14 protein-coding genes are annotated in these 18,447 nt (G+C 62.5%); 2 read left to right on the forward strand and 12 right to left on the reverse strand.

Going from position 1 to position 18,447, the window contains the following annotated elements; translation table 11 throughout:
• The first annotated feature begins 67 nt into the window (after positions 1-67).
• Positions 68-2,278: a M13 family metallopeptidase gene (locus EMB92_RS03850; protein ID WP_150393821.1), complete on the forward strand. Its 2,211-nt coding sequence runs from the start codon at positions 68-70 to the stop codon at positions 2,276-2,278.
• Positions 2,279-2,373: 95 nt separating this feature from the next.
• Here the strand turns inward: EMB92_RS03850 and EMB92_RS03855 are convergent, their stop codons facing one another.
• The 12 genes from EMB92_RS03855 to EMB92_RS03910 all read right to left on the reverse strand — a co-directional run bounded on the left by EMB92_RS03855 (position 2,374) and on the right by EMB92_RS03910 (position 16,382).
• A complete protein-coding gene (locus tag EMB92_RS03855) occupies positions 2,374-3,105 on the reverse strand; it encodes a single-stranded DNA-binding protein (protein WP_150393822.1) in 732 nt (243 codons plus the stop codon).
• Between the two features lie 249 nt (positions 3,106-3,354).
• Positions 3,355-5,136: a proline--tRNA ligase gene (locus EMB92_RS03860; RefSeq protein ID WP_190973544.1), complete on the reverse strand. Its 1,782-nt coding sequence runs from the start codon at positions 5,134-5,136 to the stop codon at positions 3,355-3,357.
• Positions 5,137-5,298: 162 nt separating this feature from the next.
• On the reverse strand, positions 5,299-6,426 hold the full coding sequence (gene amrS / locus EMB92_RS03865; protein ID WP_081887197.1) for an AmmeMemoRadiSam system radical SAM enzyme: 1,128 nt from the start codon (positions 6,424-6,426) through the stop codon (positions 5,299-5,301).
• Complete coding sequence (gene amrB, locus EMB92_RS03870) at positions 6,410-8,122, reverse strand: AmmeMemoRadiSam system protein B (RefSeq protein ID WP_150393823.1); 1,713 nt, start codon at positions 8,120-8,122, stop codon at positions 6,410-6,412. Before amrB ends, amrS begins: the two co-directional genes overlap by 17 nt.
• Positions 8,123-8,215: 93 nt before the next feature.
• The gene (locus EMB92_RS03875; RefSeq protein WP_052401184.1) at positions 8,216-9,673 is read right to left on the reverse strand and encodes a polysaccharide deacetylase family protein; all 1,458 of its coding nucleotides are present in this window, start codon (positions 9,671-9,673) and stop codon (positions 8,216-8,218) included.
• A 228-nt stretch (positions 9,674-9,901) separates the two neighbouring features.
• Positions 9,902-11,053: a sensor histidine kinase gene (locus EMB92_RS03880; RefSeq protein ID WP_150393824.1), complete on the reverse strand. Its 1,152-nt coding sequence runs from the start codon at positions 11,051-11,053 to the stop codon at positions 9,902-9,904.
• A gap of 12 nt (positions 11,054-11,065) precedes the next feature.
• Complete coding sequence (locus EMB92_RS03885) at positions 11,066-11,800, reverse strand: response regulator transcription factor (RefSeq protein WP_223847551.1); 735 nt, start codon at positions 11,798-11,800, stop codon at positions 11,066-11,068.
• A 434-nt stretch (positions 11,801-12,234) separates the two neighbouring features.
• Entirely contained in the window at positions 12,235-12,453 is a 219-nt protein-coding gene (locus EMB92_RS03890) for a helix-turn-helix domain-containing protein (RefSeq protein ID WP_043164917.1), read from the reverse strand.
• Position 12,454: 1 nt separating this feature from the next.
• Entirely contained in the window at positions 12,455-13,006 is a 552-nt protein-coding gene (locus EMB92_RS03895) for a DUF2975 domain-containing protein (protein WP_052119044.1), read from the reverse strand.
• Positions 13,007-13,166: 160 nt separating this feature from the next.
• Complete coding sequence (locus EMB92_RS03900) at positions 13,167-14,576, reverse strand: DEAD/DEAH box helicase (RefSeq protein ID WP_043164916.1); 1,410 nt, start codon at positions 14,574-14,576, stop codon at positions 13,167-13,169.
• A 23-nt stretch (positions 14,577-14,599) separates the two neighbouring features.
• Positions 14,600-15,250 (reverse strand): oligoribonuclease, encoded by a 651-nt coding sequence (gene orn, locus EMB92_RS03905; RefSeq protein ID WP_043164915.1) that lies wholly within the window; start codon positions 15,248-15,250, stop codon positions 14,600-14,602.
• Between the two features lie 79 nt (positions 15,251-15,329).
• On the reverse strand, positions 15,330-16,382 hold the full coding sequence (locus EMB92_RS03910; protein WP_043164912.1) for a LacI family DNA-binding transcriptional regulator: 1,053 nt from the start codon (positions 16,380-16,382) through the stop codon (positions 15,330-15,332).
• 305 nt (positions 16,383-16,687) lie between these two features.
• Here EMB92_RS03910 and EMB92_RS03915 point away from each other — a divergent pair, with 305 nt between their 5' ends.
• Positions 16,688-18,418: a glycoside hydrolase family 13 protein gene (locus EMB92_RS03915; RefSeq protein WP_043164911.1), complete on the forward strand. Its 1,731-nt coding sequence runs from the start codon at positions 16,688-16,690 to the stop codon at positions 18,416-18,418.
• Positions 18,419-18,447: the final 29 nt, after the last annotated feature.

An 18,447-nucleotide genomic window follows, 5' to 3' on the forward strand; every position in this document is an offset into this window, starting at 1 on the left:
GCATTCGCGGGGACGGCAGGCGGACGAACGCCGCCTCCGCTCCCCCGTGGCGACTACTGTGGTCGTTATGAGTGAAGCATCTGCAACCACCGGCGCTACCAGCGCATTGAAGTCCGGCATCGATCCGGCATCGTTCTCCGGCGTCATCAAGCCTTCCGACGACCTGTTCCGTTACGTGAACGGCCCGTGGATCGACACGTACCGTCTGCCCGACGATCGTTCCCGCTACGGCTCGTTCGACAAGCTCGCCGAAAACGCGGAGAACCAGATCCGCGACATCCTCGAGGATGAGGACGGCTGCCCGGCCGTCAAGTCGCAGGCCCTGTACCGTTCGTTCCTCAACACCGATCTGATCGAACAGCAGGGCATCGCCCCGATCAAGGCCGATCTCGACGCGATCGATGCCGCCAAGGACAAGGCGGAGCTCACCCGCACGCTCGGACGTCTCAACGCGTCCACCGGCGTCGACGTGTTCGCGCTGCCGATCTACGGCGACCCGGGCAATCCGGATCTCAACATCGCGCACATCGAGCAGGCCGGCATCCTGCTGCCGGACGAGGCGTACTACCGTGAGGACCATTACGCGCCGGTGCGTGACGCCTACGTGCACATGGTCGCCGTCCAGCTCGTCAACGCCGGCTACGCGCCGGCCGCCGAGGACAATCCGAACGTCGGCGACGAACTGCCGAAGTCGCAGACCGACGGCGAGGACGGCGAAGGCGACGACGTTGAGGACGTGACCGTCACGCCGAGCCAGGAAGCGCTCGACATGGCCGCCCGATTCCTCGACGTGGAGACCAGGATCGCCGCGAACCATTGGGACAACGTGGCCACGCGCGATTCGGTGAAGACCTACAACCCCACCGACTACGCCGATCTGGCCGCGACGCTCAAGCACTTCGATCTGGATGCGTGGATCGACGCATGGCAGGCCGGCTATGATGCGACCGCCGCCGCCAAGGTGCAGCCGCTCGACCTGCGCTCGGTGTTCTCGCGCGTGATCGTCCACGAGCCGAGCTTCCTGGAGGGTCTTGACGCGTTCTGGGAGGCCGCCGATCTCGACGATCTCAAGCTTTGGGCCCGCGTGCATCTCATCGTCGGATCCGCCTCCTACCTCTCCCGCGCGTTCGACAGGACGAACTTCGACTTCTTCGGCAAGGTGCTTTCCGGCGCGAAGAAGCAGCGCGATCGCTGGAAGCGCGGCGTGAGCCTCGTCAACGGCATCTGCGGCGAGGACGTGGGCCGCGAGTACGTGCGCCGTCACTTCCCCGAAAGCTCCAAGCAGCGTATGGAGCAGCTGGTCGCGAACCTGATCGACGCCTACCGCGTGTCGATCACGAACTCCGACTGGCTGGGCGAGGAGACGAAGGAGAAGGCCCTCGAGAAGCTCGCCAAGTTCACACCGAAGATCGGATACACGAACCATTGGCGCGACTACACGGCGCTGGATGTGCACGAGGACGCCGTGCTCGCCGAGAACATGCAGGCCGCTGCGCTCTACGAGATCGGATATCAGCTGGAGAAGGTCGGCAAGCCGGTCGACAAGGACGAGTGGCTGATGAACCCGCAGACGGTCAACGCCTACTACGAGCCGACGATGAACGTGATCGTCTTCCCGGCCGCGATCCTCCAGCCGCCGTTCTTCGACCCGCAGGCCGAGGATGCGGCCAACTACGGCGGCATCGGCGCGGTGATCGGCCACGAGATCGGCCACGGCTTCGACGATCAGGGTTCGCAGTACGACGGCGACGGCAAGCTCAACGACTGGTGGACACCTACGGACAAGGCCAACTTCGAGCAGCGCACGAAGGCGCTCATCGGGCAGTACAACGCGTTCGTGCCCAGGCAGCTGCAGGAGAAGTACGCCGACGAGCCGGAGAAGGCCCCGCATGTCAACGGCGCGTTGACGATCGGCGAGAACATCGGCGATCTGGGCGGCGTGAACATCGCGCTCAAGGCGTATGCGTTCGCACTCGACAAGGCCGCGGGCCGCGCCGAGGACGGTTCCGCCGAGGCGATCGAGGCGTCGCTCGCCACCGCCCCCGAGATGGACGGGTTCACCGGCGTGCAGCGCTTCTTCCTGAGCTACGCGTCGATCTGGCGTACGAAGAACCGTGACGAGCTGGCCGAGCAGTATCTGCAGATCGATCCGCACTCCCCCGCCGAATGCCGCACGAACGGCATCGTGCGCAACGTGGATCTGTTCTACAAGGCGTTCGACGTCAAGGAGGGCGATCCGATGTACCTCGCCCCCGACCAGCGCGTGCGCATCTGGTAGTCGACCAGACCGGTCATGAAATGGCGGAGGAGCCAGCATGCTGCTGACGCCTCCGCCATTGTCGTTGTTGTCGTTGTTATCGTCGTCGGCTGGGGTTACATTCCCGAGGACGTCTCCCACTCGGTATCGGCCCCATCAGCGTTTTCGCCACCTGCGGATTCGTCGTGGATGACACCATCGTCATCCACGGTCCCGTCGGCGGACTCGGCTTCGCCGTCGGCGGACTCGTCCTCGCTCATGGCACCGTACACCTCGGTGCCATCGGCATCGTCATCCCGCGGCGCACCGAGGATGTCGACCGGGCTCACCGGTGTCGAGGAGCCCGGCAGCGGATCATTGCTGGGAGCGCCGGTACCACCGGCATTGGCGTACGAATCCGATCCCTGCTCATTGGGGACGTTCCGCCCGTTCTGATCGTTCCGTTCCGATTCCGCCGCGTCCGAGGCGGGCTGTTCGCGCCCGACCCGGCGGAATCGGCCGATGCCTTGACTCAGATCGTGACCGACGGCGACGGCGTCGATCACCGGCGTGAACCGGTCGGTCTGTTCACCCTCCTTGCGCCAGCGCTCCGAGTGGAGCGTGCCGGTCACGATGACGGGATCGCCCTTGTGCAACGATCCCAGGATGTTCGAAGCGAGCGTGCGATAGGCGCGCACACCCACCCACGTGGTCTCGCGGTCACGCCACTGCCCGAGACCCGAGTCATAGAATCGTGGAGTAACCCCGATGCGAAACGAACAGGCGGGAGCGTCGATGCTTTTGCCGAAGGATCTGGGGTCCGCACCGAGATTGCCGGTGACGGTCACCTGAATTTGCTGGATACCCATGTCGATTGGTCCTTTCCGTATGCGATCGGCCCTCGTTGGCCGATGCGATCGATGATGGACCGAAGAGACGGCCTCACCCGCGCGTGTGACCACGGGCGGCCGTTCTTCGGTGCCTCCAGCGTGCGTCGGAGCACGGTGCACGAGCAAGACCGATCGGAATATGTGGGCGGAGCCTAGCGTCACGGGCGTGTTGTGGATAAAAAACGGCTCCCCTGACAAGGGGAGCCGAAGGGACGGCACAACGACGAATCAGATGCGCTTCGCCAGCTCGTCGACGGCCTGATCGGCCGGCACGGCGACCTTGTTCTCGCCGTCGCGGTCACGGATCTCGATGGTGCCGTCGTTGACGTAGTCGCGGCCGACCACGGCGATGACCGGCACACCGATCAGCTCGGCATCCTTGAACTTGACGCCCGGGGAGACCTTCTTGCGGTCATCGTAGATGACCTCGACGCCCTTGGCCTCGAGATCGGCGACCAGCTTCTCGGCGCCCTCGAACGCCTTCTCGTCCTTGCCGGTGGCGACCACGTGGACCTGCGCCGGCGCGATGACGGTCGGCCATGCGAGGCCCTTGTCGTCGTGATGCGTTTCGGCGATGCAGGCGAGCACGCGGGAGACGCCGATGCCGTAGCAGCCCATCCACACCGGAACGGCCTTGCCGTTCTGGTCGAGGACCTTCAAGTCCAGAGCCTTGGAGTACTTGAGACCGAGCTGGAAGACCTGGCCGATCTCGACGCCGCGCTCGAAGCTCAGCGGGCCGGAGCCGTCCGGGCTCATGTCGCCGTGACGCACCTCGACAGCCTCGACGGTGCCGTCGGCCTCGAAATCACGGCCATAGACCGCGTGGAAGCGGTGCTTGCCGGCCTCGTCGCCGCCAATGATCCATTCGGATCCCTTCACGACGTGCGCATCGACGAAGAAGCGCACCGGCTCAGCGACGCCTGCGGTCTCGCCCTGCTTGCCGAACGCCATCGGTCCCATGTATCCGGCGATCATCTCCGGGTGGGCCTTGAGGTCCTCCTCAGTGGACTCCTCGATCTCGGACGGCGCGAACTGCGCCTCGAGACGCTTCATGTCCACCTGGCGATCGCCCGGCACGGCCACGGCGATGACCTCGCGCCACGGCTTGTCATGGTCCTCGTCCTCGGCGTGCATCACCGTGATGGCGACGGTCTTCAGCGTATCGGCGGCGGTCCATTCGCGACCGTCCTCACGCGGGTACAGGCGGTTGGCGGTGTCGACCAGCGCCTCGATCGTCTTGGAGTCAGGGGTCTCACGGGTCTCCATCGCCGGGGTGTTCGAAGCATCGATCTCCGGCATTTCGGGCGTGTGCAGCGCCTCGACGTTCCAGGCCTTGCCGGACGGGGCGAGCGCGAACGTATCCTCGCCGATGGCCATCGGGGCGAGGAACTCCTCAGACGCGGAACCGCCCATCGGGCCGGACATCGCGAACACGGGCACGTACTTCAGGTCGAGACGCTGGAAGATACGCTCATAGGCGCCACGCTCGTCGTAGTACGCCTTGCGCATGCCCTCCTCGTCGATCGTGAAGGAGTAGGCGTCCTTCATGATGAACTCGCGGCCGCGGATGAGGCCGGCGCGCGGACGGAACTCGTCGCGGTACTTGGTCTGGATCTGGTAGAGGGTGACGGGCAGGTCCTTGTAGGACGAATACATGTCCTTGACCAGCAGCGTGAACATCTCCTCGTGCGTCGGCGCGAGCAGGTAGTCGGCCTGGTGACGGTCCTTCAGACGGAAGATGTTGTCGCCGTACTCCTCCCAGCGGTGGGTGGCCTCGTACGGTTCACGCGGCAGCAGGGCCGGGAAGTGCACCTCCTGGGCGCCGATGCCGTTGATCTCCTCGCGGATGATGTCCTCGATCTTGTTGAGCACGCGCAGGCCGAGCGGCAGCCAGGTCCAGATGCCGGGCGCGGCCTTGCGGATGTATCCGGCGCGCTGCAGAAGCTTGGCGGAATCGACGTCCGCGTCGGCGGGGTCCTCGCGCAGGGTGCGCAGGAACAGGGTAGACATACGAAGGGTATTGGAAGTCATACGCTCCAAGATATTCGCGTCAACCGACAAGCGGGTGATGTACATCGGCCTGCCCATCCGCACGCCCGTTGCCCGCGTATCCTTCCGCGTGCCCTCCCACGATCGCCCGCAATCACCCGAGATCACCCGCCGGCGGGGAGATCACCACCTGCCGGCGATCACGGTCCCGCACTCGGGGCATCGCACGCCCTCCGCATCACGTCCATCGTTCCCGCTCTCTCCTGCCGGAGTCCCGCCCGTAAGCCGGTCGTCGATGATCCGATACCAGTCGCGCACCACGAGCGGCGTTCGGCAGGACGGGTTCGGGCAGTAGGTGGTGTCGCCGTCGGTGTCATGCACGTTGCCGGTGTAGACGTAGTGGAGTCCCTCGTCCAGGGCGATTCCGCGGGCGCGGGTGAGCGTCGCGTGCGGGGTGGGCGGCACGTCGGTCATCTTCCATGCGGGGTGGAACGCGGAGAAGTGCAGGGGCACGTCCGGTCCGCAGTGCTCGCGTATCCACGTGCATTCGGCGTGCAGCTGCGCGTCGTCGTCGTTGAGGCCGGGGATGAGCAGCGTCGTCAGCTCCACCCACACGTGCCGCCCGTCCGGGATGCGCGCCTCGTTGACCGCATAGTCGATGGTGTCGAGCACGTCCTGCAGGTGCGTGCCGGTAACCTTCCAGTAGAAGTCCTCGGTGAAGCCCTTCAGGTCGATGTTGGCGGCGTCCATCGCATCGTAGAAGTCGGCGCGGGCGGGCGCGGCCATGTATCCGGCGGTGACGGCGATCGGATGGATGCCGCGCGCACGGCATGCGTAGGCGGTGTCGATCGCATATTCGGCGAACACGATCGGATCGTTGTAGGTGAACGCGACCGAGTCGATGCCACGATCGGCGGCAACGCGCGCGATCCTTTCGGGGCTCGCCTCGACGCCGAGACGATCGTAATCGCGAGCGCGCGAAATGTCCCAGTTCTGACAGAACCGGCATCCGGAGTTGCATCCGGCCGTGCCGAAGCTCAGGACGCTGGAGCCGGGGTGGAAGTGGTTGAGTGGCTTCTTCTCGACCGGGTCGACGGCGAATCCGGAGCTGCGGCCGTATGTGTCGGACACGATCACGCCGTCATGGTTGGAGCGTACGAAGCAGAAGCCGCGCTGTCCGGGCTTGAGCACGCAACGGCGCGGGCACAGTTCGCAGCGGGCGCGGCCGGTACCGTCGTCGAACCGCGTCTGCCAGCGGCCGAGGGCCGGGCCGAAGGTGTCCTGTGGCCGCAGGTCACTCCCGCTCGGCATAGGCCGTCACCCCATAGCGTTCGCACTCGATCTCGCTGTGATCCCAGTCGAGGCTCGGCGTGATGCCGGCCTTGGCGAGCAGATGGGAGACGAAGTCGTGCGGGTCGGGCAATTGCTCCCACACCTGCGGCAGGAACGTGGCGCGGCGTCCGCGACCGTCGGCGAGGATGAGCCCGTCCTCACCGGGCTTCAGCGCGCGCTCGAGTTCCGTACGCGAGCGCACGGCGATCGGTTCGGGGCGCGAAAGCACCGACACCTCCACGTCGAGCAGCGGGTATTCGCGTGACGTCACGGGCATGAACCGCGGGTCGCGGCTGGCCGCGTCGACCGCGTGGTCGGCGACGTCCCGGCCCAGCGACCGGTATGCCTCGAGCGTGCCGATGCAACCGCGCAGGTCGCCCTGTTCGGTTAGGGTGACGAAGCTCGCACCGGGTTCGTCGAGCCACGAATGGCGTGCGATGATCGCATTCGGACGGTCGGCGGGGTCGTCGTCCAGTCCGAGATGTTCGCGGATGGCCGCTCGGGCGAGTTTGAGGAGCACGGTGCCGTGGTCGGCGTCACGGTCGACACCGTGGCCTGCATCGTGGCCGGACGCTTCCTGCTCGGATGCGGGATCCGATCCGTTCCGCGATGCCGCATCGCGTTCCGCAGTCCTCACGCCACCTGCGGATTCGCTCTCCTGCCAGATCGCAAACGACGAGTAGCCGACGACGGCCTCGTCGGGGTCGCGCATCGCGGGACGCGGCTCGCCGGCGAGCGCGACCACGCCGTCGTCGCCGGAGGTGCTGCGGCCGAGCAGCAGCAGGTCGAAGGCGACGTCGTCTCCTGCGGCGCTCCCCTGCGATGCCGGAGACGAATCGGGATGCAGCCCGCGTGCCAGCACGTCGAGCAGGCCGTTGACCGGGTAGGCGCCGCATGCGCGCCGCGGGTGGATGGGCCCGTGCAGGTGCGCGATCGCGTCGATGGTTTCGTCGTCGAGTTCGCGCGCATACTCCTGCGGATGATAGTGGGACAGGTCGGAGCTGATGACGATGACGGTTTCGGGACCGCCCCACAGGGCGCGCAGCACGTCGCCGACCTCGCGGGGCGTGGCGTCGCCGGCGTTGAGCGGCACGATCTCGAGATCCGGTCCGAACACGGTCTGGAGGAACGGGATCTGCACTTCGACCGCATGCTCCTGCGCGTGCGTCGGATCGTCGACGATGAGCGCAGGGGCGGGTGCGTCCGGCAGCGCGCACATGCCGGAGCGCAACGCGCCTCCGACATCGTCAGGCCTGTCCGCGTCATCGCCGGATAGCAGTCCCAATGCGCGACGTTCGGACGCGACGTCGATCGGCACCGTGCCGAGCGGGGTCTCGAACGCGACGGCCGACGAGCAGGCGACGCCGCGGACCGGTACACGATGCGTAGGCCCGACGATCACCGCGCGGCGGATCGTGCCGCGTCCGCGTTCGAGCAGCGCATAGGCGAGCGCCGCGGTCGTGCCGGAGTACACGTATCCGGCGTGCGGCACGATCACCGCCTTCGGGGCGCCCTGCGGCAGGGAATCGCCGTCGTTCCCGTCATCCTCCAGCTTCGCAAGCAATTCGCGCCCGTAGTCGAGCTGTCGGCTGATCATCTTCTTCAATACGACGCGATCATCGGGGTAGAAGGCTCCGGCCACCGCTGCCAGACGAACGAAATCGGCACGCACCATAACGACCACCTCTTTCACGTCCTATGGTAGTCGTCGTTGGATGTCCGCGTCTCGCGATCGCCTATCGCACGACGATGACCGATTCGGCTGGACTCAGCTGGCGGCGCCTACTTGACCACCCTGCTGTACGGCGTCGACGCTGTCGAGACTGTAGATCATGTCGCCGGGCTCAACAGGCTGCATGGCGCCGGCGAGGAGCGTGTCGACGGTGACGAGATGATAGCCCTTCTTCTCGAGTCCCTTGATGATCTCGGGAAAGGCCTTGGCGGTTGCCGCATTGCCGTCGTGCAGGGCGACGATCGAACCCGGGGCAGCGTCGGAGACCACGCGTTTGGCGATTGCGGAGGCCGTGGCCTTGCCGTCCCAGTCGCCGGAGTCGACGCTCCACATGATCATCGATTGGTTGTTGGCTTTCGCGGCGGCGCGCAGGGCGTCGCTCCAGGCACCGTCCGGCGGGCGGAACAGGGTGACGGGTTTGCCTGAGGCCTGCGAGATCACGTCGTCGGTGTCCTTGAACCATTTGGCAAGTTGGTCGGCGCTCATCGCATGCATCTGCGTGTGCCGCCATGAGATCGATCCGACGGAGTGTCCTTCGGCGATCATGCGTTTGACGAGGGACACGTTGGAGCCGTTGACGAACTGGCCCTGCAGGAAGAACGTGGCGGGTACCTTGGCCCGTTTGAGCTCGTCGAGGATCTTCGGCGTGCGCTGCTTGTTGGGGCCGTCATCGAAGGTCAGGGCCACGCAATTGATGAAATGGCAGTCGAGCGGCATGGCGGCAATAACCTTGTCCGTGGCGTCGGAGAGCGGTCCGGTCGCGTTCGCAATGGTCGCCGCGTCGGTGGTGGACGTGGTGTCGAGCGTATGCTGCGCCGCGTCGATGGTCTGCTTGAGTACGGCGCGCAGGGCGTTGTCGGCCTTGCCGTCGGATCGCGTATAGGCGGTGCGCGCCTTGTCGAGGAGCGTGTCAAGTCGTGCACGCGCGTCCCTGACGGTCAGACCATCGAGAATGCCCTGCAGGGTCTGCATGTCGTACGGCATGGAGATGAGGGCCGTGTCCATCTGGGTGTCGGCGATGCCGTACCGGTCGGACAGGTCGTCCAGCGCCGCGGTGGACATGTCGTCCGTGCAGTCGGCGGCGGCGAGCGCCGTGAAGTCGATGCCGTCCGTACGGTTCACCTGTTGCTGGAGTCGTTCGCGGGTCTCGCTGTCGTCGAATCCCTTGGTTTTGTCGAGCAGCGTCTTCGATGTGGCGAGGGTCGGTGTGAACGTGGTGGCGGTCTCCGTGTACGCGCGGCGGGAGGCGCGGCATCCGGCGAGTGCGCTTTCATGCGCGTGACGCTGCGACGTCAGTACCGAACTCGTGACCGTCCACCCGGCGAACACCAGTCCCGCCGCGAACAACGCGATCACCGCGACGACGATCGGCGTGCGCAGGCGACGCACATCGGCGTGGCGTCTCCCAGCGCCGCTCCCGGCATCGCTCTGTGAGGAGCTCTCAGAGAAGTCTCCGCGCCCAGGCTTCGCGGCCGCGTAAAGGTCGTCCTCCATCGACTCGCTCGATTCATCAACAGACTCGTCAGAATGGGACAGATTGTCCAGAAGAGTCGGATCATCGATCTCGTCACCGTAGGCAGAGTCACGACCATTATCGCCATTTCGCGCCGTCCGATTCCCCGTCATAGCATCTGGCCTTTCAGAGTCCGCACCAATCGTCTCGTCATACGATCCCCGCCTCTCCGTTCTAAGCATAGACTCCTTTCCTTACGGGAGCATGCATCAGTCAGGTAGCTGACGAGAGCAACCAACGGAATTCAGCGGGATGGTCACCTTGACATGCCAACGGCCATCTTCGACAGAATACTGCACACTGCCTCCCAGCATAGACAATTTTGACTGCATCGATTTCAACCCAGTCCCCAATCCGAAGGATCGAACTTCGCTCTTCTTAGTGGAAATAGCATTGGAACTGCAGATAGTGAGACATTCCCCTTCATCAACAATCTTCAAATCATATGCACCACTACTCACAATACAGTATTTTTCAATGTTTACATACAACTCCTTGAGTACATCAAGGGTCACATCAGGATATATGACATCGTGCTTTCTAACACTATTGAAGACAGATTTACCCACATATCCCATGTCATGAAGATAGGTGTCGGATTCAACTAGAAAGTGACTGATACTATCAGAATTCAGCATTCCCGTTTTTGGGAGATGAGGATCACTTTCATCTACAAGCAGATTCATGACACGATGCGTGTTGAGCAAAGCTTTTTGAGCGCACAACTCAACGGCAGCAACACTCTTCGCATCCATTTCACCAGAGCTATCATCATGTGAGCGTCCACACATGAGAATAATCGAAGATAACTCATTGGTCACCTTATCATGAAGTGCTTCAGACATATATATTCTGTACATGAGGTTTCGTGATCTGACTTGTTTAACCAAGTCATTGTTGTCCAAACGAATACGAAGAATAGCCCTTCCGATACAAAAGAAGATTATGCATAGATATATGACAGACATAATCTGTTGTATATCATGGTGAAGCCAATACTCGGACAATAAAAGCATCGAACACAAGACCAAAAGAACACAAGATGACCATACTACTGGCAAAATATATGCAAGAAAGCAGATCGCAATCAGCACACCCAATGCCTGAAGGGTATACAAATCATTCGGCAGAAAAGCAACCACAACGCGCAACACGACAAGCAGCAGACTTGCCACACATGGCAAAACAGCGAATAGTGCAATGAGTAGAATATATACCGCAAGAAATAAAACAATATCAACAGGCAGTGCAAACGAAAAATATCCAGAACCATATATTTGGATAATGCTGTAGCACAACACAGCAAAGGAAACAACCATCGTCCATTTATGACGACGAACCGCCGTCTTGATCTTATCCACGATAGATCACCTCTATGAATTAATCGACAACCATGTAACCACCGCTTGTATCAAAGTCTTCGATTTCAGCTTTCTCCTCGCCCGTAATGAATAAGTCCGAACGCTAGTGGAGGATATTCCAATTTCTCTAGCAATATCATTTTGAGTCATTCCTTCGGCGGACAGACGAAGAACCATCTCTTCCATATAGTTAAGACAAGATTTGTCCTTATATTTACGCGAATGGCGCATGTCATAACTATCCGAAGCCGACTTGAACCATTCTTGAGGAGCAGGAGGACGATCGTCATCTCCGCTTTCTTGCGATGAAATAGTTATCCCATCAGCACCAGTCACTTCAGACATGTCCCTGAACGTCGATACGGACATTGCACTCCCGTCATGCACTTCATGCAATACCGGTATCAAGTATCTGTAATCGCTTTTGTGTATCAACCCCTGAGCTCCGGCCATAATCGCTCTGTAATAATATCTCCGAAGCGGATAAGATGTTATTATTACCACAGAAACAGATGAATTCACCTCCCTCAATCTTCGGCATAAACTTATACCCGACGAATCACCAAGTTCAGCATCAATCAATATAACATCAGGCCAAACGTGTTCATCAAGGCATTTACCTATCAATGCTTCCCCGGAATCAAGCAGCCACAATATATGACATTCATGATCCTTTGAAACCATCTGTCCTAGGACACTGAGAGACATGTGATCATTATCAACTATTCCTACTTTAATCCCGATCACCCGCCCATTCAATCAATCTCACAATGCCGTGAGGCAGACTCGTTTTTAGCCTCACGATACATTCCATTCGACCATAATAGCATGCTTTAAATATGCTACATCATAAACTCTTTTCACGTAGTTTTCGTCTGATCTCTTTGACGTTTTTCATTGTATAGCTTCCAACACATCTTCGCACTTGTTTCAGATGCAATTGTCAACGTTTGTTATACATCAACAATTGATTCCACGTGACATGGTCTTGTCTGCACGGCGTCCCATATCCGCTCAGGTACGGACGTATGCGGAACTCAGCGTAAAGACCACTGAGAATCGTGCTGAGTCCTCGGGATTTGCGGGACCCAGCACGATTTCGACCAATTTCGGCGCTGAATCCCTCATATCGCTCCATCCGGCAACCGTCACGGTATGACGGCCGCATCGGACGCATCGCGTCACTGCTGATGACGTTCGTCCACGTATTCGAGGATGTCTCCGGGCTGGCAGTCGAGCGCGCGGCAGATGCCGTCGAGCGTGGTGAAACGCACCGCCTTGGCCCGCTCGTTCTTGAGCACGGAGACGTTGGCGGGCGTGATGCCCACGCGCTCGGCGAGCTCGTTGACGCTCATACGCCGTTTGGCGAGCATGACGTCGAGGTTCACGCGGATGGCCATGTCAAATCACCTCCGCGAGTTCGCTGCGCTGGGCGATGGCGGTCACCAGCAGCGAACGCATGACAATGAGCAGCAGTATGAACGCGGCGATGAGCAGCAACGCCCCAAGACACGCCATCCCCAACGCGGCGGATCCCATGGCCAGATCCACGTATTGCCCGCTGGAGGGATCGTGATACGGGAATTGGGCGATGGACCCATAGAGCAGCACGAAGACGACGATCGCGGCCTCGGCGAGCGCGCACACGATGATGGCGTTCGTCCATGTGACGGCCTTGCCGGAGAAGACGTCACGCCGCTTCACCAGGGTGAGCAGACGCCATAGGGGCACCAGCGCAGCCTCGAAGCACAGGACTCCGAAGATTCCGGCGATGGCATACGGCCATCGGGCGGGCGCGAACTCGGGATACACCTGAATGAAGTCGCCCGAGGCGACGACCAGTACATACTGCCCCCACAGGCAACCGATCTCGATAACCACGATCAGCCCTTTGAGCACCGCTATGGCGGTGGGATGGTATTCGGGCCATATCTCGTTCGACATGTCAGCCATGGTTCACTCCCTTGCCGTTTCGCCGACCGCCGGACGACGCTTCGCCGGCAATCATGCAGTACATAGCGATTATCGCCATACAGTACGATTGCATTGCATTTCGATAATACTATATCGTTTTTCAATATGCGACATCCCGAATCCCCCCAACAATAGGACGCTAGAACAGAGACTCTTGGGCGAATTCGTCGTCGGCAGCGGACGCGAGCGCCGACGGCTTGAACGCGCCGGCGCCCTGGTCGGCGAGCAGGTCGGATGCGGCGGCGGACGCCTCGCGCAGATCGCCGTCGAGCATGACGGCGTCGGGTGAGACGAGGAACATGCGGTTGTTGACGCCCTCCAGATACAGTCCGTCCAGCGATTCGACGCGGGAGAGCGCCACGTACCCCATGCCGGGCGCGAACGTGCGCCTCAGATCCATGACCGCGCGATCGAGCGTCATGCCCTGCGACTTGTGGATGGTGATGCCCCATGCGCAGCGCAGCGGCACCTGCGAAACGGAGGCGAGCACCTCGTCGCCGTCCATCATCTCCCATGTAGCCTGTTTCATCGTGACGATGTTGCCGTTCTCGAATTCGACGATCGGCCAGCCGCCCTTGTTGTCGGCGGCGAATCCGCGCACCGTGCCGAGCGATCCGTTGACGAACTGGCGGTCGGTGTCGTTGCGCAGGGCCATGACGGCCGCCCCCTCCTTGAGCACAAGCTGTTCGGGGGCGAGCATGTTGCGTTTGAGCCGGTCGACGAGGTTCGCGGGACCCGCCTGTTCGGCGTGGAACGTGTGCTGCTCGGCGTTGATCCGCGCGAGTTTCACGTCATTGAGATTGTCGGCCTGACGGTTGACGGGAAACAGGTGGACGGCCACCTCGCCTTCGGCCGGCCGGACGCCGAGGCGGGTGACGAGGAGGTCGCGGTCCGCGTCGCTGACGCATCCGGAGCGGATGTCGCTCAGCACGCCGAGCAGCTTGCCGTCGTCCTGACGATGCTGTTCGGTCAGGTAGCAGACGGCCGGATCGAGTTCGGCCCAGACGAGCGATTCGGTGACGAACCCTTCCGGGTTGAGTCCGGCGCGCGCATACCGTTCACGCGAGGCGATGAATTCGGGGCGCACCGGCAGCACGTCGCGGTCGCGTCCGGAGACGGAGACCGGCGGCAGCTGGAAGAAGTCTCCGGAGATCACCACCTGCAGACCGCCGAAGGGGCGCGGATCGTGCCGGACCTGACGGCACACCTGATCGACCATGTCGAACAGCCAGGCGTGCAGCATCGACACCTCGTCGATGACGAGGATGTCGGCGGCCTGGATTCGGCGGCGGCGCCGGGTTCTGATGGTCTTGAGCAGGCTTGCGGTGAGCACGTTAGCGAGACCGATGCCGCTCCACGAGTGGATGGTCTGGCCGTCGATGTGCGTCGAGGCGATGCCGGTGGAGGCGGTGACGGCCACGTCGGCACCGTCTGCGCGCGCACCGCGGATGAACTCGTTGAGCACGTACGTCTTGCCGGCGCCGGGCGCACCCGTCAGAAACACGTTCGCCCCGGCATTCAGAATCGCCAACGCCTCGCTCTGCCGCATCGATCAGCCCCTCGGAGACGGTCTCACTGGTTGTTCAGGCTGGTCGCGACGATCTCGTCGCGGATGCGCGCGGCTTCGGCGGCGTCCGGCCCGGGGGCGGCGGCCATGACGGCCGCACGGTAGTAACGCAGTTCGTCGAGCGATTCGATGATGTCCGCGAGCGCGCGGTGGCCGCCGTTCTTCGGCGGGCGGTTCTCGTACACGGCCGGGTACCAGCGGCGAGCGAGTTCCTTGAGGGTGCTCACGTCGATGCTGCGGTAGTGCAGGTGGCTCATGAGGTTCGGCATGTAGTGGTCGAGGAACTTCTTGTCGGAGCCGATGGTGTTGCCGGCGAGCAGCGGGCGCACGCCGTCCGGGGTGAAGCGCGCCACGTACTCGGTGACCTTCTGCTCGGCCTCCTCGAGCGTGAGACCGTGCTCCCACTCGTTGATGAGTCCGGAGCGTGTGTGCATCTGGCGCACGAAGTCGTTCATGTGATCCACGGCCTTCCGGCTCGGCTTGATGACGTAGTCGACTCCCTCGTCCAGCACGTTCAGGTCGAAGTCGGTGGGCACGACCGACACTTCGACGAGCTCGTCGCCGCCGAAGATGTCGAGTCCGGTCATCTCGCAGTCGATCCAGATGAGGCGCGAATCCTTCGCGCTGTAGGTTTCGGCGTCATGTGCGTCAACCATTGTCGTCCCTCTTTCGTCATCGTTCGTCTTGGAAAAGAACAGTTCAGACTATACCCGGCAGGGGACGCGTAGACGCGGATCACAGGCGTGCTGTGGTGGATCGCGTCAGCAGCGATGTGGGCAGGATCGTGTGAGGCTCGTCGAGCGTCTCGCCGCGCATGAGCCGCAGCGCCTTGTCCGCGGCGACGCGTCCGAGTCGTTTCGGATCCTGCCGTACGGTGCTCAGGTCGACGACGTCTCCCAGCGAGTCGCCGTCGAATCCGACGAGCGACACCTCTTCGGGGATACGCCATCCCAGTCTGCGCAGCTCCTTGAGCAGCAGCACTGCGCACCGGTCGTTCTCGACGCATATGCCGGTGGGTCTGGGGGTGGCTCCGACCAGTTGCGCGGCGATGTCGGAGATCGCCAGATGCTCGTCGTCCCCATCCGCGGAGCCATACCGGTCGATCGAGGGGATCGTCAGCACCTGGGTCTCGTCGTACCCCTGTTCGTTCACCGCGTCGAGGAATCCCTGAAGACGAACCGAATCGCTGCACACGAACGGCGATGACTGCACCGGCTGCTCGACATACGCCACGGCCTCGTGGCCGAGGGAGCGCAGCAGTCTGATCACCCCGCGCATCGCCGCCTTGTCATCGATGCGTACGGAGGCGTCCAGTCCTTCGACCGATGGCGTGTTGACGCCGATCGTCGGAGTGGAGAGCGTTGCGAGCATGCGTTGACGGTCGGCGTCAAGCAGGAACGAGGCGACGATGATCGCGTCGACGTTCTGCGTTCCCGACACCGTTCGCAGGAAGCCGTCCAGATCGACCTCCGACCACATCACATAGGGAACGACGTCGTATCCCTCGCTTGAGAGCCCTTCGTACAGCCCCTCGAATGCATTGGCGTTGAACCATTGGTCCATGCCACTGGGCAGGAGTACGGCCACGCGCATCGAACGTCCGCTGGCGAGCGACGATGCTGTCTTGGAGAAGGTGAAGCCGAGTTCCTCGGCGGCCCGTTCGACGCGGGCGCGGGTGTCCGGATTGACCTTGTCCAATCCGCGCAGCGCACGCGAGACCGTGGATACGGAGACGCCGGCCTGGCGGGCGACGTCGTTGATCGTGGTACGAGTTGCCGTCCTATTCATATGTTCGCTCTCCCGTGTCCGTCGAGGCCGTTGCGATCTCCGCCCTCCGCCCGATGCGCGGATGACGCCGCATCAATCACGATACACCAGCGAATCGCACCGTTTGCACTCCATTGTTGTAAAAACGCTTGCATCATTGGTATTTCAGTGCAATCAGCACACTGCACGCCGACACGACACGCCGATTGCACCCGATTTTGCACAACTCTATGCAAGCGCTATTATTCAACTACCCGAAAGAACGAAAACACCTTGCAACACAAGGTGCAAACGCTTTTACAACTCTGGATTCAAGGAGGAACCGCATGACCAACGCCACCGACCCCGCACTGTGGTGGAAGCAGGCCGCCGTCTACCAGGTCTACCCGCGCAGCTTCAAGGACACGACCGGCTCCGGTCTGGGAGATCTCGCCGGCGTGACCGAGAAGATCGGCTACCTGTCCCGGCTTGGCATCGACGCGATCTGGTTGAGCCCCTTCTACCCCTCGCAGCTCGCCGACGGCGGCTACGACGTGGACGACTATCGCAACGTCGACCCGAAGCTCGGCACGATGGACGACTTCGACGCCCTCGCCAAGGCCGCGCACGCGCATGGCATCAAGGTCGTCGTCGACATCGTCCCCAACCACAGCTCCAACCTGCACCCGTGGTTCCAGGAGGCCCTCGCCGCAGCCCCCGGCTCCCCGGAGCGCGACCGCTACATCTTCCGCGACGGCAAGGGGCCGAACGGCGACCAGCCGCCGACCAACTGGGAGAACCACTTCGGCGGCCCCGCATGGACTCGCGTGCCTGATGGCCAGTGGTACCTGCACATGTTCACCAAGGAACAGCCCGACTGGAACTGGAACAACCGCGAGGTGCGAGACGACTTCATCACCACCCTGCGCTTCTGGCTCGACCACGGCGCCGACGGCTTCCGCGTGGACGTGGCGCACGGACTCGCCAAGGATCTCGACCGCGACGACCTTGACAACTACGTCGTGTGGTGCACCTCCGACCAGCCGGACGACGGCTCCCACCCGGTCATCGACCGCGACGAGGTCCACGAGATCTACCACGAGTGGCGCAAGGTCTTCAACGAGTACAACCCGCCGGCGTTCGCCGTGGCCGAGGCCTGGGTGCAGCCCAACCGCCAGTACCTGTACGCCAGCCCCGACGATCTGGGGCAGATCTTCAATTTCGAGTTCGCCAAGAAGGATTGGATCCGTGACGCCTTCCACGAGGCCATCGAGGAGGGAGTCGCCAGCGCCGAGCGTTCCGGATCCTCCGCCACGTGGGTGATGAGCAACCACGACGTGGTGCGCCACGCCACCCGATACGGCCTGCCGCAGGTGCCGACCAGCGAATACCACCAGCTCGCCAAGGATTGGGTGCTGCGAGACGGCACCACGTACCCGCTCGACAGGGAGCTCGGCACCAAGCGCGCCCGCGCCGCCATCCTCATGGAGATGGCGCTGCCCGGTTCCGTCTACGTCTATCAGGGCGAGGAACTCGGCCTGTTCGAGGTGGCCGACATCCCGTGGGATCGAGTCGAGGATCCGTCCGGACACCGCACCTCGCAGGCGGCCAGCACCAAGGGCCGCGACGGCTGCCGCGTGCCGCTGCCGTGGACGGTGGACCCGTCCGACTCCTTCGGCTTCACCCCCGCCTCCAAGGCGGACGGCACCCCGAGTCAGGAGGCGCATCTGCCCCAGCCTGCATGGTTCAAGGACTTCGCCGCCGACATCGAGGACAGCGATCCGGAATCCATGCTGAACCTCTACCGTCGCGCGCTGGCCCTGCGTCACGAGCTGCAGACCGACGACCTGAGCCTGACATGGCTGCCCGAAGACCGCTCCAGCGGCAAGCCGGACGGCGCGAACGGCTTCACCGGCGGCACCATCGCCTACAGGCGTGCCAACGGATGGGCATCGATCACCAACTTCGGCGCCGATCCGGTCGACCTGCCCGCCGGCGAGGTACTCCTCACCTCCGGACCGCTCACCGAGGACGGCCAGCTACCTCAAGACACCTCCGCTTGGATCCAGCTCGCCTGATCCCACCTTCCCAACCCCATTACTCAACG

It is taken from the genome of Bifidobacterium callitrichos (assembly GCF_008698085.1).
GTDB lineage: Bacteria > Actinomycetota > Actinomycetes > Actinomycetales > Bifidobacteriaceae > Bifidobacterium > Bifidobacterium callitrichos.

What these genes read in the sequence shown, in the direction of transcription:
- EMB92_RS03850 (WP_150393821.1), top strand. Translation starts at nt 68, where the DNA reads ATGAGTGAAGCATCTGCAACCACCGGCGCTACCAGCGCATTGAAGTCC.
- EMB92_RS03855 (WP_150393822.1), bottom strand. Translation starts at nt 3,105, where the DNA reads ATGGGTATCCAGCAAATTCAGGTGACCGTCACCGGCAATCTCGGTGCG.
- EMB92_RS03860 (WP_190973544.1), bottom strand. Translation starts at nt 5,136, where the DNA reads ATGTCTACCCTGTTCCTGCGCACCCTGCGCGAGGACCCCGCCGACGCG.
- amrS (WP_081887197.1), bottom strand. Translation starts at nt 6,426, where the DNA reads ATGCCGAGCGGGAGTGACCTGCGGCCACAGGACACCTTCGGCCCGGCC.
- amrB (WP_150393823.1), bottom strand. Translation starts at nt 8,122, where the DNA reads ATGGTGCGTGCCGATTTCGTTCGTCTGGCAGCGGTGGCCGGAGCCTTC.
- EMB92_RS03875 (WP_052401184.1), bottom strand. Translation starts at nt 9,673, where the DNA reads ATGGAGGACGACCTTTACGCGGCCGCGAAGCCTGGGCGCGGAGACTTC.
- EMB92_RS03890 (WP_043164917.1), bottom strand. Translation starts at nt 12,453, where the DNA reads ATGGCCATCCGCGTGAACCTCGACGTCATGCTCGCCAAACGGCGTATG.
- EMB92_RS03895 (WP_052119044.1), bottom strand. Translation starts at nt 13,006, where the DNA reads ATGGCTGACATGTCGAACGAGATATGGCCCGAATACCATCCCACCGCC.
- EMB92_RS03900 (WP_043164916.1), bottom strand. Translation starts at nt 14,576, where the DNA reads ATGCGGCAGAGCGAGGCGTTGGCGATTCTGAATGCCGGGGCGAACGTG.
- orn (WP_043164915.1), bottom strand. Translation starts at nt 15,250, where the DNA reads ATGGTTGACGCACATGACGCCGAAACCTACAGCGCGAAGGATTCGCGC.
- EMB92_RS03910 (WP_043164912.1), bottom strand. Translation starts at nt 16,382, where the DNA reads ATGAATAGGACGGCAACTCGTACCACGATCAACGACGTCGCCCGCCAG.
- EMB92_RS03915 (WP_043164911.1), top strand. Translation starts at nt 16,688, where the DNA reads ATGACCAACGCCACCGACCCCGCACTGTGGTGGAAGCAGGCCGCCGTC.